Origin of the sequence: Actinoallomurus iriomotensis, from assembly GCF_030269445.1 — a bacterium.
Lineage (GTDB): Bacteria > Actinomycetota > Actinomycetes > Streptosporangiales > Streptosporangiaceae > Actinoallomurus > Actinoallomurus iriomotensis.
Genome location: NZ_BSTJ01000001.1, coordinates 794904 through 817320, shown reverse-complemented (window position 1 = coordinate 817320; position 22417 = coordinate 794904). Strand labels below are relative to the sequence as shown.

The 22417-nt window shown below is 71.4% G+C and carries 22 protein-coding genes; 15 read left to right on the top strand and 7 right to left on the bottom strand.

Going from position 1 to position 22417, the window contains the following annotated elements:
• The first annotated feature begins 357 nt into the window (after positions 1 to 357).
• A complete protein-coding gene (locus tag QSK37_RS03860) occupies positions 358 to 1275 on the top strand; it encodes a DMT family transporter (RefSeq protein ID WP_285617563.1) in 918 nt (305 codons plus the stop codon).
• Here the strand turns inward: QSK37_RS03860 and QSK37_RS03855 are convergent.
• The 4 genes from QSK37_RS03855 to QSK37_RS03840 all read right to left on the bottom strand — a co-directional run bounded on the left by QSK37_RS03855 (position 1272) and on the right by QSK37_RS03840 (position 5052).
• Positions 1272 to 2426 (bottom strand): lysylphosphatidylglycerol synthase transmembrane domain-containing protein, encoded by a 1155-nt coding sequence (locus tag QSK37_RS03855; RefSeq protein WP_285617562.1) that lies wholly within the window; start codon positions 2424 to 2426, stop codon positions 1272 to 1274. The two genes, QSK37_RS03860 and QSK37_RS03855, sit on opposite strands and share 4 nt — an antisense overlap.
• 87 nt (positions 2427 to 2513) lie before the next feature.
• Positions 2514 to 3854, bottom strand: a complete 1341-nt coding sequence (locus QSK37_RS03850) for a threonine/serine exporter family protein (RefSeq protein WP_285580842.1) — start codon at positions 3852 to 3854, stop codon at positions 2514 to 2516.
• Between the two features lie 120 nt (positions 3855 to 3974).
• Positions 3975 to 4427: a ferritin-like domain-containing protein gene (locus QSK37_RS03845; RefSeq protein WP_285617561.1), complete on the bottom strand. Its 453-nt coding sequence runs from the start codon at positions 4425 to 4427 to the stop codon at positions 3975 to 3977.
• Positions 4428 to 4629: 202 nt separating this feature from the next.
• On the bottom strand, positions 4630 to 5052 hold the full coding sequence (locus tag QSK37_RS03840; RefSeq protein ID WP_285617560.1) for a hypothetical protein: 423 nt from the start codon (positions 5050 to 5052) through the stop codon (positions 4630 to 4632).
• 249 nt (positions 5053 to 5301) lie between these two features.
• Between QSK37_RS03840 and rimP the strand changes: the two genes are divergently transcribed.
• The 8 genes from rimP (at position 5302) to truB (ending at position 13167) form a co-directional block, all read left to right on the top strand.
• Positions 5302 to 5838, top strand: coding sequence for a ribosome maturation factor RimP (gene rimP / locus QSK37_RS03835; protein ID WP_285580836.1), 537 nt, complete (start codon positions 5302 to 5304; stop codon positions 5836 to 5838).
• A gap of 23 nt (positions 5839 to 5861) precedes the next feature.
• Entirely contained in the window at positions 5862 to 6887 is a 1026-nt protein-coding gene (nusA, locus tag QSK37_RS03830) for a transcription termination factor NusA (protein WP_285618875.1), read from the top strand.
• Complete coding sequence (locus tag QSK37_RS03825) at positions 6853 to 7179, top strand: YlxR family protein (RefSeq protein WP_349497940.1); 327 nt, start codon at positions 6853 to 6855, stop codon at positions 7177 to 7179. The genes nusA and QSK37_RS03825 overlap by 35 nt, the downstream gene beginning before the upstream one ends.
• A gap of 116 nt (positions 7180 to 7295) precedes the next feature.
• Entirely contained in the window at positions 7296 to 10322 is a 3027-nt protein-coding gene (gene infB / locus QSK37_RS03820) for a translation initiation factor IF-2 (RefSeq protein WP_285617558.1), read from the top strand.
• Between the two features lie 106 nt (positions 10323 to 10428).
• The gene (locus tag QSK37_RS03815; RefSeq protein WP_285618873.1) at positions 10429 to 10725 is read left to right on the top strand and encodes a DUF503 domain-containing protein; all 297 of its coding nucleotides are present in this window, start codon (positions 10429 to 10431) and stop codon (positions 10723 to 10725) included.
• Between the two features lie 71 nt (positions 10726 to 10796).
• Positions 10797 to 11279 (top strand): 30S ribosome-binding factor RbfA, encoded by a 483-nt coding sequence (gene rbfA, locus QSK37_RS03810; RefSeq protein ID WP_285580832.1) that lies wholly within the window; start codon positions 10797 to 10799, stop codon positions 11277 to 11279.
• Entirely contained in the window at positions 11276 to 12304 is a 1029-nt protein-coding gene (locus tag QSK37_RS03805; protein ID WP_285617557.1) for a DHH family phosphoesterase, read from the top strand. Before rbfA ends, QSK37_RS03805 begins: the two co-directional genes overlap by 4 nt.
• A complete protein-coding gene (truB, locus tag QSK37_RS03800) occupies positions 12301 to 13167 on the top strand; it encodes a tRNA pseudouridine(55) synthase TruB (protein WP_285617556.1) in 867 nt (288 codons plus the stop codon). Before QSK37_RS03805 ends, truB begins: the two co-directional genes overlap by 4 nt.
• A 19-nt stretch (positions 13168 to 13186) precedes the next feature.
• Here the strand turns inward: truB and QSK37_RS03795 are convergent, their stop codons facing one another.
• A complete protein-coding gene (locus QSK37_RS03795) occupies positions 13187 to 13723 on the bottom strand; it encodes a CGNR zinc finger domain-containing protein (RefSeq protein ID WP_285580827.1) in 537 nt (178 codons plus the stop codon).
• 80 nt (positions 13724 to 13803) lie between these two features.
• Between QSK37_RS03795 and QSK37_RS03790 the strand changes: the two genes are divergently transcribed.
• The 6 genes from QSK37_RS03790 (at position 13804) to dapB (ending at position 20296) form a co-directional block, all read left to right on the top strand.
• On the top strand, positions 13804 to 13971 hold the full coding sequence (locus QSK37_RS03790) for a hypothetical protein (RefSeq protein WP_285580824.1): 168 nt from the start codon (positions 13804 to 13806) through the stop codon (positions 13969 to 13971).
• Positions 13972 to 14058: 87 nt separating this feature from the next.
• Positions 14059 to 15027, top strand: coding sequence for a bifunctional riboflavin kinase/FAD synthetase (locus QSK37_RS03785; protein ID WP_285580822.1), 969 nt, complete (start codon positions 14059 to 14061; stop codon positions 15025 to 15027).
• A gap of 215 nt (positions 15028 to 15242) precedes the next feature.
• Positions 15243 to 15512, top strand: a complete 270-nt coding sequence (gene rpsO, locus QSK37_RS03780; RefSeq protein ID WP_285580821.1) for a 30S ribosomal protein S15 — start codon at positions 15243 to 15245, stop codon at positions 15510 to 15512.
• 225 nt (positions 15513 to 15737) lie between these two features.
• Positions 15738 to 18077, top strand: a complete 2340-nt coding sequence (locus tag QSK37_RS03775) for a polyribonucleotide nucleotidyltransferase (RefSeq protein WP_285617555.1) — start codon at positions 15738 to 15740, stop codon at positions 18075 to 18077.
• Complete coding sequence (locus QSK37_RS03770; RefSeq protein ID WP_285617554.1) at positions 18074 to 19402, top strand: M16 family metallopeptidase; 1329 nt, start codon at positions 18074 to 18076, stop codon at positions 19400 to 19402. Before QSK37_RS03775 ends, QSK37_RS03770 begins: the two co-directional genes overlap by 4 nt.
• Before the next feature lie 153 nt (positions 19403 to 19555).
• On the top strand, positions 19556 to 20296 hold the full coding sequence (gene dapB, locus QSK37_RS03765) for a 4-hydroxy-tetrahydrodipicolinate reductase (protein WP_285618872.1): 741 nt from the start codon (positions 19556 to 19558) through the stop codon (positions 20294 to 20296).
• Between the two features lie 295 nt (positions 20297 to 20591).
• On the opposite strand, the gene QSK37_RS03760 is transcribed toward dapB, so the two are convergent.
• Together QSK37_RS03760 and QSK37_RS03755 are read right to left on the bottom strand one after the other, a co-directional pair.
• Positions 20592 to 20954, bottom strand: a complete 363-nt coding sequence (locus QSK37_RS03760) for a hypothetical protein (protein WP_285617553.1) — start codon at positions 20952 to 20954, stop codon at positions 20592 to 20594.
• A gap of 124 nt (positions 20955 to 21078) precedes the next feature.
• Complete coding sequence (locus QSK37_RS03755; RefSeq protein WP_285617552.1) at positions 21079 to 21780, bottom strand: hypothetical protein; 702 nt, start codon at positions 21778 to 21780, stop codon at positions 21079 to 21081.
• Positions 21781 to 22417: the final 637 nt, after the last annotated feature.

Below are 22417 nucleotides of genomic sequence, written 5' to 3'. Positions count from 1 at the left end.
TCGGCCACGCGCTCGTTCGGTTGCCGTCGTTCCCGCGGCGGCGGGGAGTGCCGCTCTCCGGGACTCCTCCAGTAAAGCGCGACGGGGCCCGGGAGATTCCGACAGGCGTTTCAAATCGGTCGAAAGGCCTACGACCGGCGGCCTCGGCGGCGCGCGAGAACGGCTTCGTCCAGGCGCGCGGCCGTCCGTGCCGGAACGGCTTTTCGACCGGTGCTCACCTCGGATTTGGGACCATCGGGTAAATTCGTGCCTCGTGGTCTTGCGGGCGTTCGTCCTCTCGTGCGCCCTGACCTGCGATGTCAGGCACTGTCTGGCCTGGATCGTCACGTCCCCCGACGCAGGCTCGTAGGAGGCTGCTTGTTCTACGGCATCGTCCTCGGGCTGATCGCCACCGTGCTGTACAACGCCGGATTCGTGCTGGAGAAGCGGGCGCTGCGCGGCCTGCCGCCTCTCAGCATGCGGCGCGTCGGACGGCTGGTGTGCGTCCTGGCCACCAGCAAGGCGTGGCTGACCGGCTTCCTGGTCATGGGCATGGGCATGGCGTGCCAGATCGTCGTGATGTCGCTGGTGCCGCTCAGCGTCGCGCAGCCGATCCAGCTCGCCGGGCTCGCGCTGCTGGTCGTGTTCTCGGCCGTGTTCCTCGGCGAGCGGACCACCCAGCGAGAGTGGGCCGGCCTCGGCGTCCTGGCGCTGTCCCTCCTGCTCGTCTGCCTGTCGATGGAGCCGACGAGGCTCGGGCTGCACGCGGGCACGGGAGAGATGCTCGCCGTGGTGGGCGGCACGGTGTTCCTCGGGCTGGGGGCGTTCGTCACCGCCACCCGGTCCGCCTCGCGGGCGGGCCGCCGGCCGGCGCCGGGCCTGCTGTACGGCGGCGCGTCCGGCCTGCTGTACGGGGCCGCCGGCCTGCAGACCAAGGGCGTGTCGGGCTTCCTCGCCGAGGACGCGCACCACTTCGTCGGCCGTACGCTCGCCTCCCCGTACCCGTACCTCTACCTGACCCTGTCCGGCGCGGGCCTGCTGCTGTTCCAGACCGCGCTGCAGCGCGGGCGCGCCTCCATCGTGGTGCCGGTCTCGAGCGTCGTGGGCAGCGTCTACACGGTTCTGGCCGGCACGGCGGTCTTCGGGGAGCCGCTGCCCCAGGATCCGGTACGCCTGGTGCTGCGATCGGCGGGCTTCGGCGCGGCGATCGTGGTCGTGCTCCTCATGCCGAGCCACGAGGAGCAGCCGGAACCCTCGGTGAGCACACCCCCGCTGGTGCCCGACCGGGTGCTTTAGCCGCCGTCCAGGGCCGGGAGTGCGCCGTCCTTCTCGCCGGCCTTGACCGCGAGCCAGGCGAGCCAGCCGACGCCGACGACGCCCCAGAAGGACACCAGGCGGTACAGGGCGACCGCCGCCCCCGCCGGCGCCGACAGCGCGCCGAACGCGACGAGCGACGCGGCGAGGCTGCCCTCCATCGCGCCGAGGCCGCCGGGCAGGAGCGGAACGAGCGTGCCCGCCGCCTGCGCCGCGAAGTACGCCAGCGTGATCGAGTACAGCGCGGTGTGCACGCCGACCGCGCGCCCCGCGGCGGCGAGCGAGAGGATGTCGAAGACCCAGTTGAACAGGGACGCGAAGGACAGCATCGCCCAGTCGGACGGACGCAGCCGCAAACCGGCCCGGCCTTCGCGCAGCCGCGCGGCGTACGGCGCCGCGAGCCGGTGACGCAGGAACGGGCGGGCGAGACGGCGGGTCAACCGCGCCAGTGAGGCCCCGTGGCGCCACGCCACGACCGCGCACACGCCGGCCCCCACCGCCAGAACGGCGAGCCCGGACACCGCGAGCGCCCGCGAACCCGGCGCGGCCACCAGCGCCGCCAGCCCCACGATGGCGTACGAGCCGGTCATGATCACACCGCCCAGCATGACCACCGCGGTGGCCAGGCGCGGCGGCGCACCGGCACGGCGATACTGCCGGAAGTTGAAGGCGACGCTGATCGCCGGTCCGGCGGGCAGCGTGGTGGACAGGGCGTTGCCGGCATAGGTCATCCGCAGCGCGCGCGGCAACGACATCCGCACGCCGCCCGCTCGCAGCAGCCGCCGCTGCACCCGGGCGAACATGCCCATCGAGGCGGCCTGCGCGAGCACGGCGCACGCGAGCCACCCGGGCCCGGCGTGGAGCGTGGACCGCCACATGGCCTCGGGATCGGGCAGATCGTCATGGAAGACCACGAGACAGACGACGACGGTCCCGGCCATGACCACCCGTCCGGCCCACATGAGCCGCCGACGCCGCGCGTCCACCGGAGCCGGGACGCGGCCGGGAGTGAGGACGTCGAGCGCCGTGGCGGGAGCAGACGGCGCGGAATCTTCGTCCGCGAGGGCGGCGGCCGTGCCCGCCGAGGCCCCGGCCGAGGACGGGGGGCCCGTCGGTTCCGTCGTCTCGGACACGCGTTCACCCCGTCATAGCTTGGCCTTTGCCCAGCTCAACGGCCATCTCAAGATTCACATTCCCGACATATCCACGAACCGGCGGGGTCAGTAACCGCGGGTGCGGCGGGCGGCGGGGCGGGCGCCGCGGCCCGAGCCGCCCACGCCCACGCGCTGGAACGCGCGGATGAACTCGCCGCCCAGGTTGACGCCCGCGCCCAGGGCCAGGGCGACCGAGATACCGCCGATCAAGGTGAGCACGCCCTGCGACGGTTCGCCGCCGTTCAGCTGGATCATGCCGCGGTACAACGCCGTACCAGGCAGCAGCGGTGCCACCGCCGGCACGATGTACGGCAGCGCCGGCAGGTGCCGCCGCCGGGCGAGGACGTGGCCCAGCACACCTGCGATCACCGCGCCGATGGCCGCCGCCAGCAGCGGGGCGGCCCCCAGGCCCCGGCCGAGCACGTACACCGTCCAGATCAGCGCCCCGCTCAGCGCCGCCGCCGGCAGCGTGCGGCGCGGGACGGCCAGGGAGACCGCGAAGGCCACCGACACGCCCGCCGCCGCCAGCACCGCCACCGGCCGCAGCGTCACCGGCGCCGCCGGCAGGTCCCGTACGTCGATCGGGACGCCGAGGTGCACCGCGGCGTACACCGTCACGCCGAGCCCGGAGACGATCGCCGCCACGATGAAGAACACCTCCAGCAGCCGGGCTCCGGCGCTGACCAGGTCGCCGGTGATGCCGTCCTGGATGCTCGCGACCAGCGGCCGCCCCGGCAGCATCGCCACGATGGCACCGGTGACGATCGTCGACGCGTTGCCCGGCGAACCCGCCGCGATCACCAGCACGGCGCTCGTCGCCCCGATCGCCGCCGCCACGGTGAGCTGGAAGAACTCCGCGATGCCCCGGCGGCCCAGCAGCGCGGCGGTCCGGTCGGCCAGCACCGTCGCCACGAACGCCGTCCCCACGCCGAGCGGCCCGCCGCCCATCGACAGGCTCGACGACGCGGCGATCAGCCCCAGCGAGACGACGGCCAGCCACGCCGGATACGGCGACCCGTACGGCGGCTGGCTCCGCTTGATCCTCCGGAGCCGGTCGTGGGCCTCCTCGAGGTCCAGCAGGCCGATGGAGGCCTCCTGGATGAGCGTGTGCAGCTCCACGAGCCGCCAGTACGCCGGGTAGCGCCGCCGGATCGCCCGTGAGCCGGTCACCGGCGGTGCCCCCCGCCCCGGATGGACCGACGCGGAGATCACCGTGAACGTCACCGAGACCTCGCAGCGGGGGAGTTCGTACGCGACCGCCAGGCTGAGCATCGACTCGTTCACACGTTCGGTGACCTCGCCGCTCGCCAGCAGCAACTCGCCGACGCGGAGGACCAGGTCCAGCGCCGCCCCGGAGACGGTGTCGCCGGGTTCCTCCTCGGGCGGATCCGTGATCGTCTCACCCATCAGGGTCCGCCATGTGTCCCGCAGTCGCTCGCGACTCACACTCATGAAAGCGCCCGAAACCTCCCTGGTCGTGATCTTGCTGTGATCTCGCCAGGCAGATTACCCATCAAACCTTTCGGGCTATTTTTCCGCCCTCGGATACAAGGCCGCGCTGGTCAGACCGGGGAAGGCGGCCGAAGGTGAGCCACGCCACCGGATCGCGCGTACGGTCGCCTCCTGCATCGCCAGCGCGGCGTAGCGGCGGAGGTTCGCGTCGGCGACGCCCGCCAGCCCGGCGTACCCCGCGGTCACGCCGTCCTCCAGCCGGGCGGCGAGCTGGGCGGCCGTACGGGCCGAGGAGACGGGCGAGGGCAGGCGGTAGGCCGGCGCCGCCGCGACCGGGGTCGCGCCGCCCGCCTCGACGTAGGACCGCAGCCGGTCGCGCCGGGCGCGGTGGGAGTTCCACATCTGGGTGGCGTTCTGCCGTTGGACGCCGAGCAGGTGGGCGCCCAGCAGGCCGTACCCGAAGATCGCGACGTGCTCGGCGGTGAGGGCGCCCTGCAGCGCGGCGATCGTCTCTGGCGTCTGCGTCATGAGACCCCCTTCGTCGGCCTCATGACCAGGGTGCTGTGGTCGCCGATTCGCTCGCCTCGCTCGGTCATGGGTCCTCCTTCGTCGGAGGGTGTGACCACCGGAGCTGTGTTTTTGATGCCCTCGCTTCGCTCGGTCATGGGTCCTCCTTCGTCGGAGCGTGTGACCACCGGAGCTGTGCTTTTGATGCCCTCGCTTCGCTCGGTCATGTGAGCTCCTGGGCGTGCCCGGCCTCGCAGGCGCCGATGGCGGCGAGGAGCTGGGACAGCCCCGGCGACACGCGGCGCACCTCGTCGGCACGCGCGGAGGCCGCCTTGCGCTCGGCGCTCCGGATGGCGCCGAGGGCGCCGGACTCGGTGCGCGGCGCGGTGGCGGACGGTCGCGGCTCGGGCGTCGCGGTGCTGGCGCTGCCGGGGACATAGTGGCGTTTGAGCACCGCGAGATGCTCGACATGGTGCTCGCGCAGCTTCTTGAGCCGCCCGCTCAGGCCCTGGTGGGCGGCGAGAACCGCGTCGTACAGGGCGATGAGCGCGGCCTCGCTCGCGATCACCCCGTCGAGCAGCGTCACCTCGGGACCCGGAGAGGGAGCCTCGCCCGGCCCGACGGTCGTGCATCCCGTGGTCGTCACGAGCGCCGCAACGGAGCCCCCGAGCACCGCACGCCGCGTCGGAGTCACGGACCGCAACGCCTCCAAGCGTGCCTCCGTCCATCGTCTTCCACTCAGGTGCGCAAGCATTCCACAAGGGCGCGCCCGTCGGCTGGCGATGCGGCACCCGGCGCCCGCAGCTGTGGATAGTCTTAGGTGCGGAGTGGACGCACCGGGCGGCCACTCACACATCGGCCGCGCGGCCGTACGCGCCTATACGAAGGAGGCCCCATGAGCGTCAATGCCGACTCTGGCCACGCTCAGCGGGGCCGGCGGGGGCCCGGACACCAGGCGCGGGCCTCGCTCATGCGCCTGCTCGAGCCGGTGGTCGCCGAGATCGGGTTCGATCTCGAGGACGTCATCGTGACGCCGGCCGGCAAACGGCGGCAGGTGCGCGTGATCGTCGACGGCGACGGCGGCGTCAGCCTCGACGACATCGCGGTCGTGAGCCAGCGTGTCTCCGCCGCGCTCGACGAGAGCGACGCGATGGGCTCGGGGCCGTACGTCCTCGAGGTGACCTCGCCGGGGGTCGACCGTCCCCTCACCCAGCCACGGCACTGGCGGCGCGCGAGCGGCCGCCTCGTACGCGCGACGCTGTCCGGCGGCGAGGAGGTCACCGGCCGCGTCTCGACGGCCGATGACGAGGCCGTCGTGCTCGACACCGACGGCCAGGAGCGACGGCTCGGCTACGACGAGCTCACCCGCGGGCTGGTCCAGGTGGAGTTCAACCGCCGGGATGACGCTGATCCCGACGGCGACGAGGACTAGGGGGAGGCCTCGTGGACATCGATATGACGGCTTTGCGCAGTCTCGAGAGTGAAAAGGACATCTCTCTCGAACTCGTGGTCAAGGCGATCGAGGAAGCACTGCTGATCGCGTACCACCGCACCGAGGGCGCCGCCCCGAAGGCCCGCGTCGAGCTCGACCGCAAGTCCGGCCACGTCACGGTGTGGGCCACCGAGACGCCCGCCGACGAGGCGGAGGGCGAGCCCGCCGAGCCGCGCGAGTACGACGACACGCCCACCAACTTCAGCCGGATCGCGGCGACCACCGCCAAGCAGGTGATCCTGCAGCACCTGCGCAACGCCGAGGACGAGATGACGTTCGGCGAGTACGCCGGGCGCGAGGGCGACATCGTCGCGGGCGTGATCCAGCAGGGCAAGGACCCGCGCAACGTCCTGGTCGACCTCGGCAAGCTCGAGGGTGTGATCCCGCCCGAGGAGCAGGTCCCGGGCGAGAACTACGACCACGGCGAGCGCATCCGCTCCTACGTCGTCCAGGTCAAGAAGGGGCACCGCGGGCCGCTCGTGAAGCTGTCCCGCACCCACCCCAACCTGGTCAAGAAGCTCTTCGCGCTCGAGGTGCCCGAGATCGCCGACGGCACGGTCGAGATCGCGGCGATCGCCCGCGAGGCCGGCCACCGCACGAAGATCGCGGTTCGCTCACGGAAGCCCGGCGTGAACGCCAAGGGCGCCTGCATCGGGCCGATGGGCGGCCGGGTGCGCAACGTGATGCACGAGCTCCACGGCGAGAAAATCGACATCGTCGACTGGTCGGACGAGCCCGCCGATTTCGTGGGGAATGCCCTGTCTCCGGCGCGGGTTAACCATGTCGAGGTGATCGACGCCGAGGCGCGCGTCGCGCGGGTCATCGTGCCTGATTATCAGCTGTCTCTGGCGATCGGCAAAGAGGGGCAGAACGCCCGTCTCGCCGCTCGTCTGACGGGGTGGCGGATCGACATCCGCCCGGACACCGAAAACGGATCTTCCTCCGAAGGGGAGCATGCGGCAGGTCCCGCCGACGCGCCGACGCGGTAGACTTATGGTTCGTGGTCGCGCGGTCCCACGGCGTACATGCGTGGGCTGTCGGATTTGCACGGCCAAGTCCGACCTGCTGCGCCTGGTCGTGGTCGAGGGCCCTGTTGGTTTCAACGTGGTCCCTGACCCGCGCGGGCGAATGCCGGGTAGGGGCGCCTCCCTGCACCCCGACCTGGCATGTCTTGAGCTGGCTGAGCGTCGTCGGGCGTTCCCCCGGGCATTTCGCCGGACGGGGCCGCTCGAGGTTGGCGTGCTCCGCCAATGGCTCGAGTCCCAGCAGGCCGGTTCGTAAGCGACGTCTAGTCGGAAGCAGGTCGAGATTGCTATGAGCGCTCGATGAGCACGCAGCGATGATTACCGCAAGGTAGCGACGGTCCGAGGACGTCCCCGGACCGAGTAGGGAGTGCAGTGGCAAAGGTCCGGGTATACGAGCTCGCCAAGGAATTCGGTGTGGAGAGCAAGGCCGTCATGGCCAAGCTCAACGAGATGGGCGAGTTCGTCCGGTCGGCGTCGTCAACGATCGAGGCGCCGGTCGTTCGCAGACTTAAGGAAGCATTCGGAGGACCGTCGGCCAAGTCGGGCGACGGTAAGAAGGCCCCGGCGCCGAAGCCGGGTCCGCGCAGGCCGGTGCCCAAGCCGGCCGCACCCAAGCCAGAGTTCAAGCCGGAGGCCAGGCCGGCGCCCCAACCGGAGATCAAGACGGAGGCGCCCCCGGCGCCCCGCCGCGATCTGCCGCCGGTGCCCGAGGCGCCCAAGCCGGCCCCGCAGCCGGGCCCGCGTCAGCAGGCCCCGCGTCCGGCCGCGCCCCGGCCCGCACCCGGTCCGTCCGGTCCGGCCAGTCCGGGTGGTCCGGGTGGCCAGGCCGACGGGCCCAAGCCGGGCCCGCGTCCCGGTCCCGCGCAGCGTCCCGGTCCGGGTCCCAAGCCGGGCCCGCGGCCCGGTGGCTCCGGTGGTCCCGGCGGCGGTCCGCGTCCGGCCGCGCCCGGTGGGCGTCCCGGCGGCCGTCCGCGTCCGGGTAACAACCCGTTCTCCTCGACCAACACCGGCATGGGCTCGGCCAAGCCGGGTCCGCGTCCCGGCCCTGGCCCGCGCGGCGACCGTCCGGCGCCGCCTCGCGGTGACCGGCCCAGCGCGCCTCGTGGCGACCGCGGTGCGGGCGCCCCGCCGCGCCCGGGTGGTCCGGGCCGTCCCGGCGCACCCGGCGCCGGCGGTCCCCGGCCGAACCCCGGCAGCATGCCGCCTCGGCCCGGAGGCCCGCGTCCCAGCCCGATGAACATGCCGTCGCGTCCGCAGCGCGACACCGGTGGCCCCGGCGGCGCCGGTGGCCGCGGGCGTCCCGGTGGTGGTGGCGGCGGTCGTCCCGGTGGCGGCGGTGGCCGTCCCGGTGGCGGCGGTCGTCCCGGTGGTGGCGGCGGCTTCGGCGGCCGTCCGGCCGGTGCCGGCGGCGGTGGCCGTCCCGGTGGCTTCGGCGGCCCGCGTCCGGGCGGCGGAGGCCGTGGCCGCGGCGGCACGCAGGGCGCGTTCGGCCGTCCCGGCGGACGCCCCACGCGTGGGCGCAAGTCCAAGAAGCAGCGGCGTCAAGAGTTCGACAACATGCAGGCGCCCTCGATCGGCGGTGTCCGCGTCCCGCGTGGCAACGGCCAGTCGATCCGCCTGCCGCAGGGCGCCTCGCTCACCGACTTCGCCGAGAAGATCGGCGCCAACCCGGCGTCGCTCGTCGAGGTGATGCTGCACCTCGGTGAGATGGTCACCGCGACGCAGTCGGTCAACGAGGAGACGCTGCAGCTGCTCGGCGCCGAGCTGGACTACGCCGTCCAGGTCGTCAGCCCCGAGGACGAGGACCGCGAGCTGCTCGAGTCCTTCGACATCGAGTTCGGCGAGGACGAGGGCGGCGACGAGCACCTCGTCTCCCGTCCGCCGGTCGTGACCGTCATGGGTCACGTCGACCACGGTAAGACGAAGCTGCTCGACGCGATCCGCAACGCCAACGTGGTGGCCGGCGAGGCCGGCGGCATCACCCAGCACATCGGCGCCTACCAGGTCGCGACCGAGGTCGACGGCCAGGAGCGCAAGATCACCTTCATCGACACCCCGGGTCACGAGGCGTTCACCGCCATGCGTGCGCGCGGTGCCGAGACGACCGACCTGGTCGTGCTGGTGGTCGCCGCCGACGACGGGGTGAAGCCGCAGACCACGGAGGCGATCGACCACGCCAACGCGGCCGGGGTGCCGATCGTCGTGGCGGTCAACAAGGTCGACAAGGAGGGCGCCGACCCCCAGCGGGTGCGTGCGCAGCTCACCGAGTACGGCCTGGTGGCCGAGGAGTTCGGTGGCCAGACGCAGTTCGTCGACATCTCGGCGAAGCAGCGCATGGGCATCGACGACCTGCTCGAAGCGGTGGTCCTGACCGCCGACGCCGAGCTGGACCTGCGGGCCAACCCCGAACAGGACGCCCAGGGGGTCGCGATCGAGGCACACCTGGACAAGGGCCGTGGTTCGGTGGCGACCGTGCTCGTGCAGCGCGGCACGCTCAAGGTCGGCGACTCGATCGTCTGTGGCGAGGCCTTCGGCCGCGTCCGTGCGATGCTCGACGAGAACTTCCAGCCCGTCGAGGAGGCTCCGCCGTCGCGTCCGGTCCAGGTCCTGGGTTTGTCGGCCACGCCCGGCGCCGGTGACAACTTCATCGTTGTCGACGACGACCGGATGGCACGCCAGATCGCCGACCGCCGGCAGGCGCGCAAGCGCAACGCCGAGCTGCTCCGCACTCGCGGGCGCCGCACCCTCGAGGAGCTGTTCAAGGACCTCGAGAAGGGCGAGCTCCAGGAGCTGCTGCTGGTCATCAAGGGCGACGTCTCCGGTTCGGTGGAGGCCCTCGAGGACGCACTGCTCAAGATCGACGTCGGCGACGAGGTCGGTCTCCGGGTGATCCGCCGCGGCGTCGGTGCGATCACGCAGGACGACGTGAACCTCGCGCTCACGTCGGAGGGCACCGTCATCATCGGCTTCAACGTCCGGCCCGAGCGCAACGCGCAGGAGCTGGCCGACCGCGAAGGCGTGGACATCCGCTACTACTCGGTCATCTACCAGGCGATCGAAGAGGTCGAAGCCGCGCTCAAGGGCATGCTCAAGCCCGAGTTCGAAGAGGTGCGGCTCGGCACGGCGGAGATCCGCGAGGTCTTCAAGGTGCCGCGCATCGGCAACGTCGCCGGTTCGATGGTCCAGTCCGGCACGATCAACCGCAACAGCAAGGCGCGGCTGGTCCGCGACGGCGTGGTCGTCTCCGACAACCTCACCGTCTCGTCGCTCCGCCGGTTCAAGGACGACGCGACCGAGGTCCGCGAGGGCTTCGAGTGCGGTATCGGCATCGGGTACGGCGACATCAAGATCGGCGACATCATCGAGACCTTCGAGATGCGGGAGAAGCCGCGCGTCTGAGCGCGGCTCGTCCGCCGGTCCCGGTACGACCCGAAGAGGTGGCGTGCGGCTTCGTCGCACGCCACCTCGTCGGTCGATGCCCGGTCCGATCACGGGGGTGACCGTTGTGTATGTGGGAGCATTGACCCTTGACCTGCTGCTCGGCGACGTACGTTCGCTGAAGCAGAAACGCGCCGTGGTCCGCCCGATCGTCGCCGAAGTACGCCGGCGGTTCCCGGCGGCCGCGGCCGCCGAGACGGGCCACCTCGACCTGCATCGCCGGGCGGAGATCGCGATCGCGGTCGTCTCCGCCGAGGCGGCCAACTGCGTCGAGGTGCTGGAGGCATGTGAGCGGCTGGTCGCCGGACGCCCGGAGATCGAGCTGCTCTCGGCCCGGCAACGGCTCTTCAACGAAGAGTCATAGAGTGCATTCCATTACCGGTTGATGGAGGACCGTGACCGCACCCTGGTCACGGGACCGATGAAGGAGAAGCTGTGACGGACCCCGCGAGGGCTCGTAAGCTCGCAGATCGCATCCAGCAGATCGTCGCGGAGATGCTGGAGCGGCGGATCAAGGATCCGCGGCTCGGTTTCGTCACCGTGACGGACACCCGGCTGACCAACGACCTGCGGGACGCGACGGTCTTCTACACCGTGTACGGCAGCGACGCCGAGCGCGCGGACAGCGCGGCGGCGCTCGACAGCGCCAAGGGCGTGATCCGTACGGAGGTGGGCAAGCGCACCGGCGTGCGGCACACCCCGAGCCTGACGTTCGTGCCCGACGCGCTGCCCGAGAACGCCCGGCAGATCAACGATCTGCTCGCCAAGGCGCGCGCCGCGGACGAGCAGGTGGCCAAGGTCGCCGAGGGTGCCCTTCCCGCCGGGGACGCCAACCCTTACCGCGAGGCGCGATCCGATGCGGATGTTGACGAAACCGACGGCGACGATGCCGACAACGCGGGATACTCCGGGTCGTGAACTCCCCGCCGGGTAGCACCGTAGCCATCACCGCCGACGAGTGGGAACGGGCGGTCGCCTCGATCGAAGAGGCCGAGACGGTCTGCCTGGCGTGTCACGTCTCCCCGGACGGCGACGCCCTGGGGTCGATGCTGGCCTTCGCCCAGGCGCTACGCGTCCTGGGCAAGCCGTTCACGGCCTCGTTCGGCGACGTGTTCGTCGTGCCGCGGATTCTGCGGTTCCTGCCCGGCCTGGACCTGCTCACCGACCCCGGTGACTACCCGGCCGAGCCGGACGTCATGGTCACCTTCGACGCGGCCAGCCGCGATCGGCTCGGCAGCCTCGCGGCCAACGCCCGCAAGGCGCGCGAGGTGATCGTCCTGGACCACCACGCGTCGAACACCCGGTTCGGCACGACGCATCTCGTCGACCCGGGCGCCGCGGCGACCGCGGCGGTCACCGAGCGCCTCATCGACCGGCTCGGCGTGCCCCTCACCCATGACATGGCCCTCGGCCTGTACGTCGGGCTGGTCACCGACACCGGTTCCTTCAAGTACGCCGCGACCACCCCCGAGGTCCACGCGCTCGCCGGGAGGCTCCTCGCCACCGGCATCCGGCCCGAGCGGGTCGCCCGCGAGGTCTGGGACCGCGCCCCGTTCGGCTACCTGCCGGTGCTGTCCGCGGCGCTCGGCCGCGCCACGCTCGAACCGGAGGTGGCCGGCGGCCTCGGCATGGTCTGGACCACGGTGACGCGCGCCGACCGCGCCGCGCACGGCCTGCCGTACGACCTGCTCGAAGGCGTGATCGACGTCGTCCGGCGCACGGACGAGGCCGAGGTCGCCGTCGTCTTCAAGGAGGACGACGAGGGCGCCTGGCAGGTCTCCACCCGCTCCAAGGGGCGCGTCGACGTCGGGATGGCGTGCGTCGCGCTCGGCGGCGGCGGACACCCGACGGCGGCCGGTTTCACCTTGCACGGCGAGGTCCGGCACGCGGTCGAACGCCTACGGGAGCTTCTCGCCCAGATCGAGGTCGTCAACCGCACATGAACGGACTTGTCATCGTCGACAAGCCGGCCGGCTGGACCTCCCACGACGTCGTGGGCAAGCTGCGCCGGCTGGCGGGCACTCGCAGAGTCGGCCACGCCGGCACGCTCGACCCCATGGCCACCGGTGTGCTCGTCGTCGGGGTGGACAAGGCGACCCGCCTGCTCGGCCACCTGGCGCTCACCGAGAAGTCCTACGACGCGGTGATCCGGCTGGGCCAGTCGACCAACACCGACGACGCGGAGGGTGAGGTCACCGCCACCGCGCCCGCCTCGGGAGTGACCGAGGAGGAGCTGCGCACGGCGGTCGCCGACCTCACCGGCCCGATCGAGCAGATCCCGCCCCAGGTCAGCGCCATCAAGGTGGACGGACGCCGGGCGTACAAGCGGGTCCGAGACGGCGAGGAGGTCGCGCTCAAGGCCCGCCAGGTCACGGTGTACGACTTCGCGCTCGGTGACCTGCGCTACGCCGGTGACGTGCTCGACGTCTCGGCCACCGTGACGTGCTCCAGCGGCACCTACATCCGCGCGCTGGCCCGCGACCTGGGCGCCGCCCTGGGCGTCGGCGGCCACCTGTGCTACCTGCGCCGCACCCGCGTGGGCCCGTACGACCTCTCCCAGGCCCGTACGATCGAGCAGCTCACCGAGGAGCTCACCGTCCTGCCGCTGGCCGAGGCGGTGTCCGCGGCCTTCCCGCGGCTCGACGTGTCCACCGACGACGCCCGCAAGATCGCGCACGGGGGGCGTCTGGGCGCGACCGGCCTGGGGCCGGGCCCGATCGGCGTCTTCGGCCCCGACGGCACGCTGCTCGCGCTGATGGAGGAGCACGGCCCGGTCGCCAAGCCGATCGCCGTCTTCGTCCCCTGACGGGCTGATCTGGCCGGTCTCAGCGGTCGCGGTGGCGGGCGCGGTAGGCGGCGACGTTGGTCCGGTTCGCGCAGGCGTCGGAGCAGAACCTCCGGCGCCCGCCGCGCGAGTCGTCGGCGTAGACGCGGTCACATCCGGAGGCGGCGCAGACCCCGATCCGGTCGACGCCGTGGTCGCAGACCAGCTCCGACAGGTTCATCAGCGTGGTCGCGCGGAACCGGTGCGCCAGCTCCACCTGTGGCGGCGCGTAGTGCAGGTGCAGCCCCAGCTCGTCGTGGTCGGCCAGGTGGGGGTGCATCGGCACGTCCGCGAGCAGGCCGTTGAGCAGGTCCACCGCCCGGTCCAGCGTCTCCGCCTCGAAGACCGATCGCAGCATCCGGGCCCAGGGACGCAGCCGCGCCGCGGTGTCCGCGGTGAAGTCCGCCACGAAGAAGCCGTGGTCCGCCAGGACGCCGCGCAGCGCGTCGTCCGTGTCGGTTCCCTCGGCGCTCGTCACGGCGTTGACCAGAGCGGCCGCGGCGCCGATGCCCTGACTCTTGTAGCCGGTGACCCGCATCGCCCTATCTTGCCCGACGATCGAGCTGTAATGTTTATCATCGGATAGACCATTACAGCGATCGCATTGGCGGAATCCCGGTGACCGAGTGCCCTGTCTGTGCCTGGCCCGAGTCCGAGCCGTACGAGGTCATCTCCCGGCATGCCACCTCCGAGGGCCTCGTGACCTACAGTCGGTGCGCCTGCGGTGAGGTGCGCGTCAGCATCCTGCGGTACGGCGCCGCCGAGACGCTCCGGCCGGGGAGCTGACGAGGCACGGGACCGCCGGAACCGGCCCGATGTCACCCCCGGTGCCTCACCCATGGCACGCTAGGAGCACCGCGAGAGGGGTGGACAGTGCGACGTTGGCATGGCCTCGACGACGTGCCCGCAGACTGGGGCAGGTCGATCGTCACCATCGGCGTTTTCGACGGTGTGCACCGCGGGCATCAGCGGCTCGTCGACCGCACCGCGGAGCTCGCCCGCGAGCTCGATGCGCCCGCCGTGGTGATCACCTTCGACCCGCATCCCGACGAGGTCGTACGGCCGGGGACGTATCCGCCGCTGCTGTGCACGCCGAAGCGGCGCGCCGAGCTCCTCGGCGAGCTGGGCGCGGACGCGGTGATGGTGCTGCCCTTCACGCTCGAGCTGTCCCGCATGGGGCCGGACGAGTTCATCCAGTCGGTCCTGGTCGACCGGCTGCACGCCGTCCGCGTCGTGGTGGGGGAGGACTTCCGGTTCGGGCACAAGGCCAAGGGCGACGTCGCGCTGCTCCAGGAGCTGGGCGGCAAGTACGACTTCGAGGCCGAGGGCGTGCCGCTCGTCGCGGACGGCCGGCCGATCTCCTCGACCCTGGTCCGCGAACAGCTCGCCGAGGGCGACGTGGAGGGCGCCACGCGGCTGCTGGGGCGGCCCCACCGGGTCGAGGGTGTCGTCGTACGCGGGGCGCAGCGCGGCCGTGACCTCGGCTTTCCCACCGCCAACCTGGAGAGCCTGCCGCACACCGCCATCCCGCGCGACGGGGTCTACGCCGGATATCTCCACTGCCCCGGCTACGCCGAGCTGCAGGGCGACCGGTCCGCGGGACATCCGGACGCCCGCTGGCCGGCCGCGATCTCCATCGGCGTCAACCCGACGTTCGAGGGCGGCGAGCGCACCGTCGAGGCGTACGCCCTCGACCGCGACGATCTCGACCTGTACGGCGCGCACGTCGGCGTCGACTTCACCGCGCGGCTGCGCGACACCCTCAAGTTCGACTCGGTCGGGGCGCTGATCGACCAGATGCGCCGCGACGTCGACCAGGCGCGCGACCTGACCCGCGACTGAGGCGGTTCGCGGGAACACTCCGCCATGACTGGGTGTTCAATCGTTAACGGGGTGCCAGGTTTCCCGTGGTACCGTGATTTGCCGCTGGGAAGTGACCGGCAGTAGTCGGCTGCCCGCGCGGGGCGTGATCGCCCATCCACTCGGATGACTGTGGGTACGCATGGTTTCCGAGTGTTTCGACTTGATATCGGCGTACCCGCCAGAGAAGGAGAGCCGTGTCGCTCGACACCGCCGCCAAAAAGAAGATCATGGAAGAGTACGCCACGTCCGAAGGCGACACCGGTTCGCCCGAGGTCCAGGTGGCCGTTCTCACCAAGCGCATCAATGAGCTCACCGAGCACCTCAAGACCCACAAGCACGACCACCACTCCCGTCGTGGTCTGCTGCTGATGGTCGGCCGGCGTCGTCGCCTCCTGCAGTACCTGCAGAAGAAGGACATCAACCGCTACCGTCAGCTGATTGAGCGGCTCGGCCTGCGCCGATAGCGGTCAGAGGGAGCGGCCTCCGCCGCTCCCTCTCTTCGTATTCGTACAACTGAATGAGCCCGCGACCGCCGCCCCGCGTGCGTCGGGGGCCGGTCCTCGGTAGTGGCCATCGGAACCCGGGCGGGTCCGACGGCTTCGATCGAAGACCGGCACCTCTCCACAGAGCGTTGCACCACCGGGGAACCGGATGCGGGCCTCCACCGATTCCCAAGGAGGGTTCACATCGTGGAAGGTGTGAAGATCGCCGAAGCCGTTATCGACAACGGCGCTTTCGGCCAACGCACGGTCCGATTCGAAACCGGGCGGCTCGCCCGCCAGGCGGCCGGGTCCGCCGTCGTCTACCTCGACGACGACACCATGGTCCTGTCCGCCACCACCGCGTCAAAGAAGCCGAAGGACAACCTCGACTTCTTCCCGCTCACGGTCGACGTCGAGGAGCGGATGTACGCCGCCGGGCGCATCCCCGGCTCGTTCTTCCGCCGTGAGGGCCGGCCGAGCGAGGACGCCATCCTCACCTGCCGGCTGATCGACCGGCCGCTGCGCCCGTCGTTCAAGAAGGGCCTGCGCAACGAGATCCAGGTCGTCGAGACGATCCTGGCCCTCAACCCCGAGCACCTGTACGACGTCGTCGCCATCAACGCCGCGTCGATGTCCACGCAGCTCGCGGGTCTGCCGTTCTCCGGCCCGATCGGCGGCGTGCGCGTCGCCCTGATCGAGGGCCAGTGGGTCGGCTTCCCGACGCACACCGAGCTGGAGCGCGCGACCTTCGACATGGTCGTGGCCGGCCGGGTGCTCGAGGACGGCGACGTCGCGATCATGATGGTCGAGGCCGAGTCGACGCCGCGCACGCTGAACCTCGTCGCCGACGGCGCCGCCGCCCCGACCGAGGAGGCCGTGGCCGAGGGCCTCGATGCCGCCAAGCCGTTCATCAAGGTGCTCTGCCAGGCGCAGAGCCAGCTCGCCGCCCAGGCGGCCAAGGAGACGGCCGACTACCCGATCTTCCTGGACTACCAGGACGACGTGTTCGCCGCGGTCGAGGCCGCCGTACGCTCCGAGCTCGCGCAGGCGCTGACCATCGCCGGCAAGCAGGAGCGCGAGAGCGAGCTCGACCGGGTCAAGGCGCTCGCCGCCGAGAAGGTCGGCCCCGACTTCGAAGAGCGCGAGAAGGAGATCGGCGCCGCGTTCCGCGCGCTGACCAAGAAGCTCGTGCGCGAGCGGGTCATCGCCGAGAAGATCCGCATCGACGGCCGCGGGGTCAAGGACATCCGCCAGCTCACCGCCGAGGTCGGTGTGGTGCCGCGGGTGCACGGTTCCGCGCTGTTCGAGCGCGGCGAGACCCAGATCCTGGGCGTGACGACGCTGAATATGCTCCGCATGGAGCAGATGATCGACACGCTCAACCCCGAGCGCACCAAGCGCTACATGCACAACTACAACTTCCCGCCGTACTCCACCGGTGAGACCGGCCGCGTCGGCTCGCCGAAGCGCCGCGAGATCGGCCACGGCGCGCTCGCCGAGCGGGCGCTGATCCCGGTGCTGCCGACGCGCGAGGAGTTCCCGTACGCCATCCGGCAGGTGTCGGAGGCCGTCGGCTCCAACGGCTCCACCTCGATGGGCTCGGTCTGCGCCAGCACGATGTCGCTGCTGTCCGCGGGTGTGCCGCTCAAGCAGATGGTGGCCGGCATCGCCATGGGCCTCATCAACGAGGGCGACGAGTACGTCACGCTGACCGACATCCTCGGCGCCGAAGACGCCTTCGGCGACATGGACTTCAAGGTCGCCGGCACCCGTGACCTGATCACGGCGCTCCAGCTCGACACCAAGCTCGACGGCATCCCGGCGAGCGTCCTGGCGGGCGCGCTCAAGCAGGCCAAGGGTGCCCGGCTGGCCATCCTCGACGTGATGCAGGAGGCCATCGAGGCTCCGGGCGAGATGAGCCCGAACGCTCCGCGCATCATCACGATCAAGGTCCCGGTCGACAAGATCGGCGAGGTCATCGGCCCCAAGGGCAAGATGATCAACTCCATCCAGGACGACACGGGCGCCGAGATCACCATCGAGGACGACGGCACGATCTACGTCGGCGCCACCGACGGCCCGTCCGCGGAGGCCGCGCGGCAGGCGATCAACTCGATCGCCAACCCGCACATGCCGGAGGTCGGCGAGCGCTACCTCGGCACGGTCGTCAAGACCACGACGTTCGGCGCGTTCGTGTCGCTGCTGCCCGGCAAGGACGGGCTGCTGCACATCTCTCAGATCCGCAAGCTGCACGGCGGCGCCCGGATCGAGAACATCGACGACGTCATCAAGGTCGGCGAGAAGGTCCAGGTCGAGGTCACCGAGATCGACTCCCGCGGCAAGCTGTCGCTGGTGCCGGTCGAGGTGGTCGAGCGTGAGGCGGAGGCCGCCGCCGAGGGCGGCTCGGACGTCGCGGAGACCGCGCCCTCGGACGACGGCCAGTCGGGCGAGCGGCGCGAGAGCCGCAGCGACGGCGAGCGTCCGCGCCGCCGCCGCACCCGCAGCGGCGGCGGCAACCGCGGTGGCGACTCCGACCGCAACTCATGACGATCACCGCACGCGAGCAGGAGCCCGGCTCGACCCACACCGTCCACCCCGGCACCGATGGTGCCGGGGTGGTGCGGCGCACCGTCCTGCCGGGCGGTCTGCGCATCGTCACCGAGACGATGCCGACCGTGCGCTCGGTCGCCTTCGGCATCTGGGCGGGCGTCGGGTCACGCGACGAGACGCCCGAGGAGGCCGGCGCTTCGCACTTCCTGGAGCACCTGCTGTTCAAGGGCACGCCGAAGCGCAGCGCGCTGGAGATGTCGTCGCTGATGGACGCGGTGGGCGGTGAGATGAACGCCTTCACCGCCAAGGAGTACACCTGCTACTACGCGCGGGTGCTCGACTCCGACCTGCCGCTCGCCATCGACGTCGTCTCCGACATGGTCACCTCGTCGCTGATCGAGGACCAGGACGTCGAGGCCGAACGCGGGGTGATCCTCGAAGAGATCGCCATGCACGACGACGACCCGACCGACGCGGTGCACGATGAGTTCGCCGCGGCGTTGTTCGGCGACGTGCCGCTCGGCCGTCCGATCCTCGGCACGGTCGAGTCGATCAGCGGCCTGCCGCAGGAACGCATCTCCGCGTACTACAAGGGGCGCTACGTCGCGCCGAACCTCGTCGTCGCCGCTGCCGGCAACCTCGACCACGACGAGGTCGTCCGCCTGGTGTCGGAGGCGTTCGCGGCCAACCTCGGCGACGCCGGCCGGATGCCGAGCCCGCCGCGCACCGAAGGACCGGGCGCCGCGTCCAACCCCGGAGTCCACTCGATCGACCGGCCGACCGAGCAGGCCAACCTGATCCTCGGCACGGTCGGCATCACCCGCACGGACGAGCGCCGCTTCGCCCTTGGCGTGCTCAACGCGGCCCTGGGCGGCGGGATGTCGTCGCGTCTGTTCCAGGAGATCCGGGAGAAGCGCGGGCTGGCGTACTCCGTGTACAGCTACAACTCCCAGTACGCGGACACGGGCACGTTCGGCGTGTACGCGGGCTGCCTCCCGGCCAAGGTGGACGAGGTCCTGTCCATCTGCCGCGACGAGGTCGCCAAGGTGGCCGCCGAGGGCATCACCGAGGATGAGCTGGAGCGCGGCAAGGGACAGCTGCGCGGCTCCTTCGTCCTCGGCCTGGAGGACACCGGGTCGCGGATGAGCCGCATCGGCAAGAGCGAGCTCGTGTACGACAGCCTGCTGTCGGTCGACGACATCCTGGGCCGGATCGAGGCGGTGACGCTCGATGACGTCCGTGCGATCGGCGCGGAGGTCCTCGGCCGTCCGATGACGTTGACCGTCATCGGTCCGTTCGGAGGCCGCGACTTCACGCTGTGAGCCGTCTCGCTTCGCGGTGCATGCCGTGGGCGGGGTTTTTCAACGGGATGGCACCTCCGTCGGCGGAGGTGCCATCGCCGTTTCCGGGGTCGGCGGGGACGCCGCCGCGGGCGATAGGCTCGGCGCTGCGTGAGGACGAGCGAGAGGGAACAGATGATCAAGGTCGGGGTGCTGGGTGCGCGCGGGCGCGTGGGCGCCGAGCTGTGCCGGGCGGTTGAGGCGGCGGAGGATCTGGAACTCGTGGCCGCGGTGGACGTCGGCGACGGGCGGGATCCGCTCGCGGCCGCGGAGGTCGCCATCGACTTCACGCATCCCGACGCGGTCATGGACAACCTCCACTGGTGCATCGAACACGGCGTGCACACGGTCGTGGGGACGACCGGGTTCGACGAGGGCAGGTTCGAGACCGTCCGTGGCTGGCTCGCCTCCCACCCGGGTGTCAACTCGCTGATCGCCCCGAACTTCGCCGTCGGCGCGGTGCTCATGATGCACTTCGCCCAGAAGGCCGCCCCGTTCTTCGACTCGGTGGAGATCGTCGAGCTGCACCACCCGAACAAGGCCGACGCGCCCAGCGGCACCGCCCGCCGTACCGCCGAACTCGCCAACGCCGCGCGTGAGAAGGCCGGCGTCGGCCGTTCGCCGGACGCGACCACGACCGCCCTCGACGGGGCCCGCGGCGCCGACGTGGGCGGCGTCCGCGTGCACGCCGTACGCCTCGCCGGCCTGATCGCCCACCAGGAGGTGCTGCTCGGCGGCCACGGCGAGACCCTGACGATCCGCCACGACTCGCTGAGCCGCGAGTCGTTCAGCCCGGGAGTGCTCCTGGGCGTCCGCCGCGTCGCCGAACTTCCGGGCCTCACCGTCGGCCTGGAGTCCCTGCTCGGCCTCGGCTGACCGAGCCGAGCCTGCCCGCTCAACCTCGCCAGAGCCGAGCCTGCCCGCTCCCGCCGATCCTCGTGCCGGTGGGCTCGGCCCAGGGGCGCCCGCCGGCCTGTGCTGCTCCGGTTCGAGACCGAAGCAGCACGGGCGCACACTGCTCGCCTCGCTGCCCCGCCCGCGCGGCCCGCCGGCGTGCGGCGCGATGCACCACGCCGGCGGCTGGCCGTACGCCGGGTCGGGCGGCGCGATTCACGAGCCGACCGGGCCGTCGCGACGCACACGCGACCCACGGCAGCGCTGCGGCCGTCGGCTAGCGCTCGTCGAGTTTGGTGACGACGACCTTCAGCGTGGTGGCCAGGTCCTTCAGGACGTCGCCGTGGTCTCGCAGCGTGGACTTGATCTCGGTGAGGTCCTTGGTGTGCTCCCTGAGCGTCCGGCTGTGCTCTTTGAGTGTCCGGCTCTGCTCGGTGAGCATCGTGTCGTGCCGTTTGAGGGTGGTGCCCTGCTCCTTCAGGGTCTCCCGGATCTCGTGCGTGTCCACGGCGAGATCGACGACGTCCCGCCGGAGTGACGCGGTCTCCTGGCGGAGGAGGATCACGTCGGCCTGGAGCCTTCTGGCCGTGGAGTCCGGAAGCGGAAGCGACGTGACGATGTCCTTGACGGTGTCCTCCACGGTCGAGACACGCTCCTCGAGTGAGGGTGACGCGAGCATAGTTCGACTCCCGGTATCGGTCGGGGTTTAGGTACCCTCAAACGATACGGAGAGCGATTGAGTGATCGCAATCAGTATTCGAGAATCAGTGGCCGAGGCGGGCGGCCAGGTCCGCCACCAGGGCGTGCACCGAGTCGTCGGAGCCGTACCGCAGGTAACGCCGCACCCGCCCGAGCGTGTCGACCCGCGACCCCAGGCCGAGACCGGCCCGCATGTGCAGCGGACCGGACCGGCCGGGCGGCCCGAGCCACCACATCGCCTCGCGGGTGTGGTGGCGGAGCACTTCGCCCGCGTATGCTCCGGCCAGGACGATCAGGTCGCCGTCGGAGAAGTCCGGGTCCACGTCGCCGGGGAGTAGCCCGTGCAGGCGCCGGCGTTCCTCCAGGGCGTCGTCGAGCAGCACGAGAGAGTCGAGCGACCCGTCGAGTCCGTGCTCGGCGGCGAAGCTCGCGGCGTTCGCGGCCTGCAGGGAGTCGAGGTCCGGCGAACCGTCGTGCAGGTTCGGAAAACGCGCCGGACGCCCCGCCGCCGGACGCGGCCCGGACGGCCCGACGGTCATCGCCGCGATGTCGCGTTCGCGCAGGAACCGCAGCACACTCGACGGCGGCTCTCCACCGCTGTGCAACAGGATCGTCCACCGATGCCCCTGCCCGTCGAGCCGCTCCGCGTACGCGCGGACGTGGGCCAGCTTGATCAGGAGCTGTACGTGGTCGAGCGCTTCGCGCTCGGGCGTCCAGTCCTCCGACAGGATCCAAAGGCCCTGGTCGCCGTCGGGCTCTCCCGTCACGAGGTCGACGTTTTCAAGGTCGGCGAGGCCCAAAGGGTGCACTCCGTAAGGGGGGAAGTGTCGCTGCGGTGAGCATTGTCCCGCTCCGGAGGACTTCCACGCACTGCGACCCGCCGTCACGCCACGAACACGTCCCGACCACCCACATGAGCCGCCACCGGGAGCAGGGGCGGCGTGCGGTGGCCAGGCTGAGGGCGGCATCGGAGGCATCCGGCGGCCAGTTCGAGTGCGGGCGCTCGCAAGGCCGATCGACTGCCCTGTTCCTCCGCCGCCGAGCCGGTCTCGGCCACTCGGTGGGGACTGCGGCAGGGGGCGGGATACCCGTGGCGAAGACGTCTCGGTACCCACAGGGGCCGCCGCCAAAGTGGAGGTGTCCGATGGTGCGCACACATCTCGGCCGCACGTAGGGGACCGCCGCCGGGGCAGGGGTGGCGTGCGGCGGGTGGGATGAGGGCGACCGGCTGCCGGGTCGAGGGCGGACGCGAATGGCGGGGTGGTCGGCCGTCCCGCTGCTCCGCCGCCGACACCCCTGACGCGCGTTTCGCGGACCGTGGCCGTATCGACTCACCCTCGCCGCGCCGGCCGCTGACCGAGGCGGGCGCACCGGCTCGCCCGGGCCCACGAGGCCGACCGGCAA